Here is a 12,468-nt window from a genome sequence, read left to right as displayed (position 1 = left end):
TCTGGTAATCAGTTAATTGCGATTCTTCTGAGCAGCTCCAACTCGTCGAGCATCTTGCCGACCCCCTGTACAACAGCGGTGAGCGCATTTTCGGCCACAATGACCGGCAGATTCGTCTCCTGCTTGATAAGCATATCAAGGCCGCGCAGAAGTGCTCCGCCTCCGGCAAGTACAATGCCCCGGTCAACAATGTCGGCTGCGAGCTCAGGCGGTGTATTTTCAAGCGCTGCCTTGATCGTGTCGAGGATAATGTTGGTCGGTTCAGACAGTGCCTCGCGGATCTCATCCTCATTTATGGTGATCGTCTTTGGGATGCCCGAGATCAGGTCCCTGCCCTTGATATCCATGACGCGCTTATCAGGACCACCCGCGCTGAAGGCGGAGCCGATATTTATCTTGATCTGCTCGGTTGTGGTCTCGCCTATCATAAGGTTGTATCTTCTTTTTATATAGGCCATGATCGCCTCGTCCATCTTGTCCCCGCCTACGCGAACGGCCTTGCTATAGACGACGCCGTCCAAAGAGATGACAGCCACATCAGTCGTGCCGCCGCCGATATCAACGATCATGTTGCCTGAGGGCTCCCCCACAGGAAGGCCGACGCCGATTGCCGCTGCCATCGGTTCTTCGATCAGGTAAACTTCACGGGCCCCTGAGGCCTCTGCCGCGTCCTTGACCGCCCTCTGCTCAACCTGAGTAATGCCTGACGGAACACCGATGATAACCCTCGGCGAGACAAAACTCCGCCTGTTATGGACCTTCTTGATGAAGTATTTCAGCATTTCGCCGGTGGCGTCGAAGTCAGCAATGACACCGTCTTTCATCGGCCTGATCGCCATGATATTCGCCGGCGTCTTACCGAGCATCTTTTTTGCCTCTGCTCCCACCGCAATGGTCTTGCGGTTGTCTTTTCTGATGACGACAACAGAGGGCTCGTCACAGACGATGCCCCTTCCTTTTACGTATACCAGGGTGTTTGCCGTCCCCAAATCGATAGCAAGGTCATTTGAAAACATTCCAAGTATGTTATGAAAAAACATGTCAACTCCTCAAAGTAGGTTTAACGTTCGATTACGGTTGTCCCGGCGATCTCATCGCCCAGGCGTCTGCCCTCTTTATTTCCGAGGATCAGAATAAACTCAACTGCTGCTATCACCGGGAGGGCGATCCAGCCGATCCATGGTACGAGCCATAGAATATATCCCAGGCCGAGGGTGCTGTTTCTCAGCAGAGCTTCCCGGAAGGTACAGGGCTGAAGAGCATTTATGGAAACTGCCTTCAGTCGGATCAGCTTTTTCCCAAGGCTTCTGCCGTCGAACAGGCCATCGCCCAGGAGCAGATAGGCCAAACCGGCAAGAAAACCGGCCCTCGGTATAACTTCGATTACTGCTGCAATAAGAATGAGATCAAGGATTTTTGCGGCTGTTCTCAGAAGGAGCCCAGCCCTTCTCGGTTCCTCGGACATTTGCAATACTAACAAAACCCTTTAATATTTTTCAATAATTAACATACAATAGCATGCTCTCTCAATAAAGAAAGGGGACGACTTCTTATGAATATCGTGCTGGCAACAAGGAACAGAAAAAAGGTCGAGGAGATGAAAAGGATGTTTCCCGGTCATAAAATCACGTTCAAGACCCTCGATGCCTTTCCCGGATGTCCCGAAGTCGAGGAAGATGGACTGACGTTTCGGGCGAACGCCAAAAAAAAAGCCCTTGCCGTAGCGCGCTATACCGGCTGTCCGTCCCTTGCGGATGATTCGGGGCTTGAAGTGAAATTCCTCAATAATGCCCCCGGGGTCTTCTCTGCCCGGTATGCCGGGGAAGGTGCTGATGACGCGAAGAATGTAAAAAAAATGCTCAGGCAGATGAGAGCGGTTACAAATAATGAGGAGCGGCAGGCCAGGTTTGTCTGCTGTATGGTATTTGCCCTTCCTGATGGGACGTGCAGGACTTTTACCGGATATGTGAGAGGCAGGATCGCGGAGAAACCGAAAGGTTATAATGGGTTTGGTTATGACCCTATTTTTTACCCCACGGGGCATGACAGGACTTTTGCCGAAATGGCTGATTCAGAGAAGGATGAGTTGAGCCATAGGGGCAGGGCAATGGAGAAACTCCATACGTATTTGAAATCAATCCTCTAATCGGCTCCAGGTGCTGTTTTTAATGTCATTTGTTTGTTAAATAAGCCCGAAAATAAATAATTCTTATCTGCGTATCAAAAATATGAATTTGACTAAAAAAAATGCCGGGCTATATAGTTATATGGTTTCAAAAGGTTCAACCTGCTGTCTGTAGTATGTCTACACGCGGTTGTGGTTTTTCTGGAAGCAAATAACAGTCAATTAATGAGGAGGCTGCATGAGGTTAGTACTGCTTGGAGCGCCTGGCGCCGGTAAGGGGACGCAGGCAAAGAAGATCATAGAGAAGAACGCCATACCGCAGATATCAACGGGCGATCTGTTGAGGGCGGCTGTTGCTGCAGGCACTGAACTTGGCAATGCGGCCAAGGCTGTTATGGATAAGGGAGAGCTTGTGCCTGACAGTGTTGTGCTGGGCATGGTTGAGGAGAGGCTTAAGCAGGATGACTGCAAGGCCGGGTACATCCTTGATGGATTCCCCAGAAATACAACGCAGGCTGAAGCCCTTGATGCGATGCTGGCAAAGCTCGGCATGTCCCTTACGGCAGCTCTCAGCGTTGATGTGCCTCTTGAGAATCTCATGAAGAGGCTTACCGGCAGGAGGACCTGCAAGGCCTGCGGTCAGATGTTCAATGTATTTTTCGGCGCGCCGAAAAAAGAGGGTGTCTGCGACAAGTGCGGCGGCGAACTCTTCCAGCGGGACGACGATAAAGAAGAGACGATCAAAAAGAGGCTCGATGTATACACTGCCCAGACAGCCCCGCTGATCGATTATTACGGCAAGAAGAATATCCTGAAATCAGTTGACGGCGGCACAGGTACGATCGATGAGATCTTCGTCAAGGTCTGTAATGCCCTTGACCTGAAATAACGTTTCCATTACCCTATACAACCTAAACAGGAGGAAGTGCAATGTCTTTGATTAAGCCACATGGTTCAGATGAACTAAATCCACTATTTGTATATGACACGGCTAAAAATGAAGCCCTGCAAAAAGAAGCAAAGGGTCTGGCTTCGATTGTTGTGAGCTCAGCTACTGCAGCCAATGCAGTTATGATGGGCGGTGGTTACTTCAACCCGTTAACAGGCTACATGAATAAGGCAGATGCCCTGTCTGTTGCCAATAATATGAAAACAACATCTGGTCTGTTCTGGCCTACACCGGTTTTAAACCTGGTTAAGGATGCCGGCGCGATCAAGGCCGGTGACCGTATTGCCCTGAAAGATCCAAACGTTGAAGGGAATCCTGTGTTGGCCGTTATGGACGTAGAAGCAGTTGAAGAATTCAGCGATGCAGATATGGCGCTGATATCTGAAAAGGTCTACCGTCCCAGGGCTGGTGAAGCCCATCCGGGTGTTGACGCATTTAACGCCCAGGGCAAAGTCTGTATTTCCGGCCCAATCAAAGTGCTGAACTTCTCATACTTCCAGGATGAGTTTCCGGACACATTCCGTACCGCAGTCGAAATTCGTAACGAAATCGCTGAACGCGGCTGGAAGAAGGTTGTCGCTTTCCAGACCCGTAACCCGATGCATCTGGCCCACGAAGAACTTTGTCACATGGCAATGAAGCGTTTAGGTTGTGATGGTCTGGTTATTCACATGTTGCTCGGTAAATTGAAGGCGGGAGATATCCCGGCACCTGTTCGCGATGCTGCGATCCGTAAAATGGTCGAACTGTACTTCCCCAAAAACAGTGCAATGGTTACCGGTTATGGTTTCGATATGCTTTATGCCGGCCCGCGTGAAGGTGTACTGCATGCTGTTTTCCGTCAGAACATGGGCGCAACCCACTTCATTGTCGGTCGTGACCACGCAGGTGTAGGTGATCACTACGGTGCATTTGATGCGCAGACCATCTTTGACAATGAGGTCCCTGCAGGTGCACTGAAGATCGAGATCTTCAAGGCTGACCATACCGCATACTCGAAGAAACTGGACAAGGTCGTTATGATGTGTGAAGCACCTGACCATAAAAAAGAAGACTTCGTTCTGCTTTCAGGCACAAAGGTCCGTGAAATGTTGGGCAACGGTATTGCGCCGCCCAAAGAATTTTCGCGTCCTGAAGTGGCAGAAATTCTGATCAAGTATTATCAGAGTCTCGGCAAGTAAATCCGTTTGGTTTGCAAAGCCTGTCTTTCAGGCTTAATATAAGTCTCAAAAATTTTTTCAGGAGGTTCAAGCAATGCCAAGTTTTGTTATCACAGAAAAGTGCGACGGTTGCAAAGCGCAGGACAAGACAGCATGCCAGTACATCTGCCCTAATGACCTCATGGCCCTTAACAGGGATCTCATGAAGGCATACAACCAGGAGCCGGAACAGTGCTGGGAGTGCTACAACTGTGTAAAGATCTGCCCTCAACAGGCGATCGAAGTCAGAGGTTATCAGGACTTTTCACCCCTGGGAGGAAATGTTATCCCGATGAGAGGTACTGACTCCATTATGTGGACGATCAAGTTCAGGAACGGGTCCCTCAAGAGATTCAAGTTCCCGATCAGACTGACTGCAGAAGGCTCTATTGATCCGTATGCAGGGAGGCCGGAGGCTGACATGGCTAAGCTTAAGCAGCCAGGTTTCTTTACACATCAGGGCGCGGGCAAAGTAATGCCCACCGTCAAGAAATAAGGAGGGATAATACATGGAAAAGGAAACCTGTAATTTTTCATTTTGTGCAAAGCCGGAAGTCGTTGAGATCGAGACCGATATCCTTCTCATCGGCGGCGGAATGGCATGTTGCGGCGCAGCATTTGAGGCTGCACGCTGGGCAACCCCGAAGGGAATAAAGATCACCATGGTCGACAAGGCAGCAACAGACAGAAGCGGCGCTGTTGCAATGGGTCTGTCGGCTATCAATACCTATATGGGCGAGAATGATCCTGCCGATTACGTAAAGATGGTCAGGAACGACCTTATGGGCATCATCAGGGAAGACCTTGTGTATGACCTTGGAAGGCACGTTGACGACTCAGTCCAGCTCTTCGAGGAATGGGGTCTTCCGATCTGGAAGATGGGCGACGACGGATTCTCCCTCGACGGCTTCCAGGCAAGAGATGCAGGTAAGGCTCTCCTGAAGGACGGCGGCAAGCCGGTCCGTTCAGGCAAGTGGCAGATCATGATCAACGGCGAATCCTACAAGGTTATCGTTGCAGAGGCTGCAAAAAGAGCCCTCGAGTTCAACAGGGTTGCAACAGGCGGCGCGCAGAACCATTTTGAAAGAGTCTTTATCGTAAAGCTCTATCACGATGCCAACGACCCCAAGAGGGTTGCAGCAGCTGCAGGCTTCAGCGTCCGTGAGAACAAGATCTATATCTTCAAGGCGAGGGTTATGGTCAATGCTTCAGGCGGCGCAGTTAACGTATTCAGGCCGAGATCCACTCAGGAAGGCCAGGGCAGAGCCTGGTACCCTGTATGGAACTCAGGTTCAGGCTATGCACTCGGCCTCCAGGCTGGTGCTGAGCTGACCATGATGGAAAACAGGTTCGTCCCTGCGCGGTTCAAGGACGGGTACGGCCCGGTTGGCGCATGGTTCCTCTTCTTCAAGGCAAAGGCAACCAACGCCCTTGGTGAAGACTATTGCGCAAACGCTGAAGGCCTTGCCGACGCACAGGCAAAATATACTGAAAAGTATGTTAATCCACACGCTCTCGGCACCGCTATTCGTAACCACCTCATGATGAGGGATATGAAGGCAGGCAAGGGCCCGATCCTTATGAGGACCGACGATGCAATGGCAGCTATTAACGCTACCTTCAAGGAGAAGCTCGGCGAAAAGGAAGGCGCAAAGAAGGTCAAGCACCTCGAAGCTGAGGCATGGGAAGACTTTCTCGATATGGCTATCGGACAGGCAGGCCTCTGGGCATGCAAGAACGTAGAGCCGGACAAGGAGCCTTCAGAAATCATGCCGACAGAGCCGTATCTCCTCGGTTCACACGCAGGCTGCGCAGGTTTCTGGTGCAGCGGACCTGATGATCTTGGTTCACCTGACCACTATCACTGGGGTTACAACAGGATGTCCACTGTCCCCGGCCTCTTCATGGCTGGTGATATCTGCGGTGCATCAGGCCACAAATTCTCCTCAGGCTCACACGCAGAGGGCAGGATTGCAGCCAAGTCAGCATTGGCGTTCCTCCTTGATAATGCCGATTACAAACCGGCGATCAAAGAGACCGCTGATCAGATCGCAGCAGACCTGTATCTCCCGTTCGAGACCTACGAGAAATACAAGACTGTTTCAACAGATCCTTTCGTCAATCCTCACTACATCAGGCCGAAGATGCTTCAGACCAGGCTTCAGAAGATCGCTGACGAGTACTTTGGCGGCATCTCCACATGGTATATGACCTCAAAGACCATGCTGGATGAGGGTCTCAAGCTCCTCGAAATGCTGAAGGAAGACGCCAATAAAATGGCAGCTTCAAACCTGCATGAGCTGATGAGATGCTGGGAGAACTTCCACAGAATCCTTTCTGTTGAGGCACATGCCCGTCACATCCTCTTCAGGGAAGAGTCCAGATACCCTGGGTACTACTACAGGGGCGACTTCGATAAGATCGATGACGCTAACTGGAAATGCTTTGTCAACTCAAAGTATGATGCTGAAAAGAATACCTGGGAAATGAAGAAAGTTCCCTATGTTCAGATCGTAGATTAATTTTACAAGGGGGAGGGCAATGCCCTCCCCCTTTTTTTCTACTGTCAAAAATATATTGCAGGGCGCAAAAAAATATTTTGTGCGTTGCAATATGTCTTTTTCGAAATATGCAGAGAATTACTGCCTCAAGGAGGATACACATGACAGAACATAAAAAAGTCCTGGTGATCGGCGGAGGCTTTAGCGGCCTGACAGCGGCAGTTGAGACTGCTGAGGCCGGTTTCGAGGTTATCATTGTAGAGAAAACGCCGTACTTTGGCGGAAGAGTTACTCAACTGAACAAGTATTTCCCGAAGCTCTGCCCCCCCAATTGCGGCCTTGAAATGAACTATAAGAGAGTAAAAAACAGTGGCGACATAACATTCTATACACTTGCAGAGGTCGAGAAGATCTCCGGCCAGGAAGGCAACTATGATGTAACGATCAAGTTGAGCCCGCGGTTTGTTAATGACAAGTGCGTCGGATGTAATGCCTGCGCAGAGGCCTGCCCGGTAGAAATGTCCAACGACTTCAACTTTGGCCTGAATAAGACGAAGGCGGCCTACATTACCCATAACCAGGCATTTCCATTTCTCTATGCGATCGATGAAAAGAACTGCAAGGGTGCATCCTGTGGTAAATGTGCTGAGGCATGCAAGTATGGTGCTATAGAGCTTGATATGAAACCTCAGACTCTTAACGTAAATGTGGGATCGATTGTAATGGCAACCGGCTGGGATATCTATGATATTTCAAAGCTCGATAATCTCGGTGGCGGCAAACTTGCCAATGTTATTTCCAATATGCAGATGGAGAGGCTTGCATCGCCCAATGGCCCGACAGGCGGAAAGATCCTCCGGCCTTCAGACAACAAGCCGGCTAAGAACATAGCATTTGTGCAGTGTGCCGGTTCACGCGACGAGAACCACCTGCCGTATTGCTCCTATATCTGCTGTATGGCATCCATGAAGCAGGCAACATACCTCAGGGAGCAGTATAAGGATTCCAAGGCCAGGATCTTCTACATAGACCTGAGAACGCCGGGCCGATACGAGCAGTTTTACTGGAAGGTCAAGGAAGATCCGAATGTCTCCTTCACCAAGGGGAAGGTCGCGGGCATTACGGAAGATCCGGAGACAAAGGATTTGATTGTCGAAGTTGAAGACATCATGGCCGGCAAGAAGATCAAGGTGAAGTTCGATATGGTCGTGCTAGCTGCAGGCATGGTCCCCTCGACCAAGACTGCAAAAATACCGGGAGACATCTCATACACGCCTGATGGTTTTGTTGCTGCAGCTTCCCTGAAAAAGGGTATGTACGCAGTCGGAACGCTCAAGAGTCCTGTTGACGTTGCCCGGTCAGTGCAGGATGCAACAGGAGTCGCAATAAAAAGCATTCAGAGCGCAAGGAGGTAGGATTCAGAATGGAAAAGAAAATCGGCGTATATATATGTAAAGGCTGCGGCATCGGGGAAGCCATCAATGTGGATGAACTGAAAAAGGCCACAGCCGGCGGCGCAAAGGTTCCTGCCGAGGCTGTCAAGGAACACGACATACTCTGCGGCCCGGCCGGTCTTGAAATGATAAATAATGACATCAAAGAGGGTACGAACTGCATTGTTGTCGGGGCCTGCTCTCCTCGTGTAAAGTTCGAGGAGTTCGATTTCCCCGGCACGATCACGGAACGGGTAAGTCTCAGAGAGTTCATTGCATGGACCATGGAGCCACAGACCGAAGACACACAGTCTGTAGCCGAAGACTATATGAAGATGGGCGTTATCAAGGTGCAGAAGGGCGATGTGCCGACGCCGAATATTCTTGAGGACCTGAGCAATACCATTATGGTGGTCGGCGGCGGCATCACCGGCATCACCGCAGCGCTTGAGGCTGCTAATGCCGGATACAAGGTTATTCTCGTCGAAAAAGAGGCGGAACTTGGCGGCTGGTCAGCAAAGCTCTATAAGGAAACGCCGCGGGTTTACCCTTATGATAAACTTGATGAGCCGAGGATTTTCGATAAGATCAAGGAACTGGAAGCTCACCCTGACATTACGATATATAAGTCAACCATTGTGGAAAAGACTGACGGCCAGCCAGGACTCTTCGATGTGACGCTGAAGACAAACAGCACCAGCCAGACGATCAAGGTCGGTGCCTTTGTCATGGCAGCAGGCTGGAAGCCCTATGATGCCACAAAGCTTGGACATCTCGGCTACGGCCATCCGAATGTTATCACCAACGTACAGATGGAAGAGCTTGCAAAGAAGGGCAAGATCACCAGACCTTCTGACGGCAAAGAGGCAAAGAATGTGGCCTTTATCCAGTGCGCAGGGTCCAGAGACGCTGATCATCTTCCTTACTGTTCTTCCTTTTGCTGCGGCACGTCACTCAAGCAGGCAAAATATGTGAGAGAAAAGAGCAGCGACGCTGTTGCGATGATTTTCTATAAAGATATCAGGACCCCGGGTCAGACCGAGCTCTTTTATAAAAATATGCAGAACGACCCCGGGGTGCTCCTGACCAAGGGTGATGTAACGGCGATTACTGATGCCGGAAACGGCAACCTCTTTGTGGAGGCCGAAAATACTCTGCTTGGCGAAAAGATAAAGGTCGAAGCTGACCTTGTTGTGCTGGCGACCGGCATTGTGCCTGCAACAAGAGCTACCCAGGAATACTATGATGCGCTTACCGCGGTCGGCAAGAAAGGCGACGACGCGAAGAAGGCCTTTCTTGAGGAAACGCCGAAACCCGATTCTATATTGAACCTTACCTATCGCCAGGGGCCAGAGATCCCGACGCTTGAAGGAGCATACGGATTTGCAGATTCCAATTTTATCTGCTTCCAATACGAGACCAGAAGAACTGGTATTTATACTGCGGGATGCGTTAAGCAGCCGATGACCATGTCTGACGCTGCTGATGATGCAGCGGGTGCCGCGCTGAAGGCAATCCAGTGCGTTGAGCATGTGGCAAAAGGCATGGCAGTTCATCCAAGGGCATGGGATACCACATTCCCTGATCCAATGCTGATCAAGTGTACAGCCTGCAAGCGCTGCACTGAAGAGTGTCCTTTCGGCGCTATCGACGAAGACGAGAAGGGTATCCCGAAATACAACCTTAACCGCTGCAGACGCTGCGGCACATGCATGGGTGCATGCCCTGAAAGGATTGTATCGTTCAAGGATTTCAGTGTTGATATCGTTGGATCTATGATAAAGGGTATTGACGTCCCTGATGAAGGGTACCGCGTCATTGTCCTGGCATGCGAAAACGATGCGTACCCCGCACTCGACAGCGCAGCCATAAAGAAGATGAAGCTTCATCCTTCGGTCAGGATCATACCGGTCAGGTGTCTCGGCTCTACCAACCTGGTCTGGGTTACGGACGCCCTGTCAAGAGGTATTGACGGTCTGATCCTGCTTGGCTGCAAATATGGCGAGAATTATCAGTGCCATTTTGTAAAAGGCAGCGAACTCGCAAATTATCGCTTCGAAAAGCTCCAGGAGACGCTCAGCAAACTCCAGCTTGAGGCAGACCGGTGCCAGCTTATGCAGGTGGCCATATCCGAGTATGACAAGCTGCCCGCAATGATCGATGACTTTATGAAGAGAATCGATGAAGTGGGCCCCAATCCGTTCAAGGGTTTCTAAAAACGCATTTACAGGAGGAAGAAATATATGGCAGAGCAGATTATAAAACCTGATGTCAATTTCATAAACGATATCATCGCTGCAGGCGGCGAATCAGTAAAGAAGTGTTTCCAGTGTGCAACCTGCTCCGTGGTATGCAATGTTACGCCGGAAGACAATCCCTTTCCGAGAAAAGAGATGATCGCAGCGCAGTGGGGGCTTAAGGACCGTCTTATCAGCAATCCGGATGTCTGGCTCTGCCACCAGTGCAGCGACTGTACTGCATACTGTCCAAGAGGCGCAAAACCAGGCGAAGTGCTGGGTGCGGTCAGAAAGCTGAGCATAGAGCATTATGCAACACCTGGCTTCATGGGCAAGGCTGTTGCGAGCCCCAAGGCGCTGCTCGGTCTTCTCGCAGTTCCGATTATTATTTTTTTTGCGGCACTTATGATTCAGGGCAACTCCTTCTTTCCTGAAGGCGAGATTGTGTATGCCGAGAAATTCATGAGAGTCCCGTATATTGATGTTATTTTCAGCGCTGCAGCGCTTTTTGCCGTTTTCGGCTTTTTTATGGGAGTGACGAAATACTGGAAGGATCTCACAAAGAATATCGAGGTGAGTTCAAACCCCTGGCAGAAGAAGGTAAAGGGCCCCATGATCGCCATGATCCTTGAGACGGTCTTTGAATTTATGACCCATAAACGGTTTGAGCAATGCGAAGTAACCAATGACAGATCCAAAACCCATATGTTTGTTTTCTTCGGATTTGTTGGTCTGGCTATAACAACGACCTGGGCGATTGCCTATCTGTATGGTCATGAGTTTTTTGGAATTCAGAGAACATTCTGGCTGAACTTTGGCGAATCCCCCTATCCGCTCTATGACCCGATGAAGATCCTCGGCAATATCAGCGCGGTAGTTCTCCTTGCCGGCATACTTCAGGTGATAACCAATAGAAGAAAAAATGCGGAAAAGGCTGGACAGGGCAGCTATTATGACTGGCTCTTTATCAGCGTTATCACGTCAATTGTGGTGACCGGAATCTTGTCAGAAGTACTCAGACTGACGCATGTCAGGATGGCTGCTTATCCGGTTTATTTTATCCACCTTGTTTCAGTCTTCTTCCTTTTTGCCTATGCGCCTTTTTCGAAGATGGCTCACATGGTTTACAGGACAACTGCCCTTGTCTACGCAAAATACTCGGGCAGAGAAATGAAACGGGTTTAACGTCGAAACGAAAGGGCAGGTGATGCGCCATGATGGTAAAAGAGATCTTAGGGCCGATTAACTCAAACATCATCTCGATTGACAAGGATAAGTCAGTTGCAGATGCGATTTACCAGCTGGTCGAAAATGAGGTCGGCGCGCTGATAGTCGTTGACAACGATAAGCCGGTCGGAATGTTTACCGAAAGGGATGTGCTGAAGTCCTGGACAAGAAAGGGCAATGTCCTCTTCAAGGATATAAAGGTGAGCGAGGTCATGACCACAAACCTTATTATATCCGAGATCGACGATGACCTCTGCTATGTCACAACAATCATGATCAAAAACAGGATAAGGCATTTACCCATTGTCGAAAATACAAAGATCGTTGCCATGTTATCCATCAGAGATGTGGTAAAGGCCCAGGTATCAGATCTCAGGGCAGAGAACCACTACCTGAAAGACTATATATCTGACAAATACCCCGGATAAATAATACTAATAAGAATTTCTTGCTTTACCATAAATATTTATAATTTGCATTATTCGGTCGGATTGTAAATACTAACACGATTTTCAAAACGCCAGTTACTAAACCCTAATTTAAAGGAGGAATTTGATGAGTTCGACTATTTTATTTGCTTTAGGTTGCGGCGTATTGGGCGTTATATACGCTGTCATGACCGCAATGTGGGTTTCAAAGCAGGATGCGGGGAATGCCAAGATGCAGGAGATTTCCAATGCAATAAAGGAAGGTGCATATGCGTTTCTTGCCCGCGAATATAAGACTGTAGCGATGGTTGCAGTGGTTCTCGTTGTACTTATCGTAGCGCTGGGGCTTGGTGTATGGACTGGCATTGG

The 12,468-nt window shown here is 49.7% G+C and carries 12 protein-coding genes; 10 read left to right on the top strand and 2 right to left on the bottom strand.

Annotation, left to right across the window (positions count from 1 at the left end; translation table 11 throughout):
• Nucleotides 1-8 precede the first annotated feature (8 nt).
• Both HZB31_03635 and HZB31_03630 read right to left on the bottom strand, forming a co-directional pair.
• Nucleotides 9-1,016: a rod shape-determining protein gene (locus tag HZB31_03635; GenBank protein ID MBI5847030.1), complete on the bottom strand. Its 1,008-nt coding sequence runs from the start codon at nt 1,014-1,016 to the stop codon at nt 9-11.
• A 44-nt stretch (nt 1,017-1,060) separates the two neighbouring features.
• Complete coding sequence (locus HZB31_03630; GenBank protein ID MBI5847029.1) at nt 1,061-1,465, bottom strand: RDD family protein; 405 nt, start codon at nt 1,463-1,465, stop codon at nt 1,061-1,063.
• 87 nt (nt 1,466-1,552) lie between these two features.
• On the opposite strand from HZB31_03630, the gene HZB31_03625 reads away from it, so the two are divergent.
• The 10 genes from HZB31_03625 to HZB31_03580 form a co-directional block, all read left to right on the top strand.
• A complete protein-coding gene (locus HZB31_03625; protein ID MBI5847028.1) occupies nt 1,553-2,146 on the top strand; it encodes an XTP/dITP diphosphatase in 594 nt (197 codons plus the stop codon).
• Between the two features lie 217 nt (nt 2,147-2,363).
• Nucleotides 2,364-3,014 (top strand): adenylate kinase, encoded by a 651-nt coding sequence (locus HZB31_03620; GenBank protein MBI5847027.1) that lies wholly within the window; start codon nt 2,364-2,366, stop codon nt 3,012-3,014.
• A 47-nt stretch (nt 3,015-3,061) separates the two neighbouring features.
• Nucleotides 3,062-4,255, top strand: a complete 1,194-nt coding sequence (sat, locus tag HZB31_03615; GenBank protein ID MBI5847026.1) for a sulfate adenylyltransferase — start codon at nt 3,062-3,064, stop codon at nt 4,253-4,255.
• A 73-nt stretch (nt 4,256-4,328) separates the two neighbouring features.
• Complete coding sequence (gene aprB / locus HZB31_03610; protein ID MBI5847025.1) at nt 4,329-4,769, top strand: adenylyl-sulfate reductase subunit beta; 441 nt, start codon at nt 4,329-4,331, stop codon at nt 4,767-4,769.
• A gap of 13 nt (nt 4,770-4,782) precedes the next feature.
• Entirely contained in the window at nt 4,783-6,795 is a 2,013-nt protein-coding gene (locus tag HZB31_03605; protein MBI5847024.1) for an adenylyl-sulfate reductase subunit alpha, read from the top strand.
• Nucleotides 6,796-6,935: 140 nt separating this feature from the next.
• Nucleotides 6,936-8,189 (top strand): CoB--CoM heterodisulfide reductase iron-sulfur subunit A family protein, encoded by a 1,254-nt coding sequence (locus HZB31_03600; protein ID MBI5847023.1) that lies wholly within the window; start codon nt 6,936-6,938, stop codon nt 8,187-8,189.
• A gap of 8 nt (nt 8,190-8,197) precedes the next feature.
• A complete protein-coding gene (locus HZB31_03595) occupies nt 8,198-10,423 on the top strand; it encodes an FAD-dependent oxidoreductase (protein ID MBI5847022.1) in 2,226 nt (741 codons plus the stop codon).
• Between the two features lie 27 nt (nt 10,424-10,450).
• The gene (qmoC, locus tag HZB31_03590; protein MBI5847021.1) at nt 10,451-11,629 is read left to right on the top strand and encodes a quinone-interacting membrane-bound oxidoreductase complex subunit QmoC; all 1,179 of its coding nucleotides are present in this window, start codon (nt 10,451-10,453) and stop codon (nt 11,627-11,629) included.
• Between the two features lie 29 nt (nt 11,630-11,658).
• A complete protein-coding gene (locus tag HZB31_03585; GenBank protein ID MBI5847020.1) occupies nt 11,659-12,099 on the top strand; it encodes a CBS domain-containing protein in 441 nt (146 codons plus the stop codon).
• 127 nt (nt 12,100-12,226) lie between these two features.
• Nucleotides 12,227-12,468: sodium/proton-translocating pyrophosphatase (locus HZB31_03580; GenBank protein MBI5847019.1), on the top strand; the 242-nt coding region annotated here is incomplete at its 3' end.

The sequence above is a fragment of the Nitrospirota bacterium genome (assembly GCA_016235245.1).
Lineage (GTDB): Bacteria > Nitrospirota > Thermodesulfovibrionia > Thermodesulfovibrionales > UBA6898 > UBA6898.
This window is presented reverse-complemented; position numbering and strand designations above follow the sequence as displayed.

Coding starts and splice junctions, on each gene's coding strand:
- HZB31_03620 (MBI5847027.1), top strand. CDS start 2,364: ATGAGGTTAGTACTGCTTGGAGCGCCTGGCGCCGGTAAGGGGACGCAG.
- HZB31_03595 (MBI5847022.1), top strand. CDS start 8,198: ATGGAAAAGAAAATCGGCGTATATATATGTAAAGGCTGCGGCATCGGG.
- HZB31_03635 (MBI5847030.1), bottom strand. CDS start 1,016: ATGTTTTCAAATGACCTTGCTATCGATTTGGGGACGGCAAACACCCTG.
- HZB31_03585 (MBI5847020.1), top strand. CDS start 11,659: ATGATGGTAAAAGAGATCTTAGGGCCGATTAACTCAAACATCATCTCG.
- HZB31_03630 (MBI5847029.1), bottom strand. CDS start 1,465: ATGTCCGAGGAACCGAGAAGGGCTGGGCTCCTTCTGAGAACAGCCGCA.
- HZB31_03625 (MBI5847028.1), top strand. CDS start 1,553: ATGAATATCGTGCTGGCAACAAGGAACAGAAAAAAGGTCGAGGAGATG.
- aprB (MBI5847025.1), top strand. CDS start 4,329: ATGCCAAGTTTTGTTATCACAGAAAAGTGCGACGGTTGCAAAGCGCAG.
- HZB31_03600 (MBI5847023.1), top strand. CDS start 6,936: ATGACAGAACATAAAAAAGTCCTGGTGATCGGCGGAGGCTTTAGCGGC.
- HZB31_03605 (MBI5847024.1), top strand. CDS start 4,783: ATGGAAAAGGAAACCTGTAATTTTTCATTTTGTGCAAAGCCGGAAGTC.
- qmoC (MBI5847021.1), top strand. CDS start 10,451: ATGGCAGAGCAGATTATAAAACCTGATGTCAATTTCATAAACGATATC.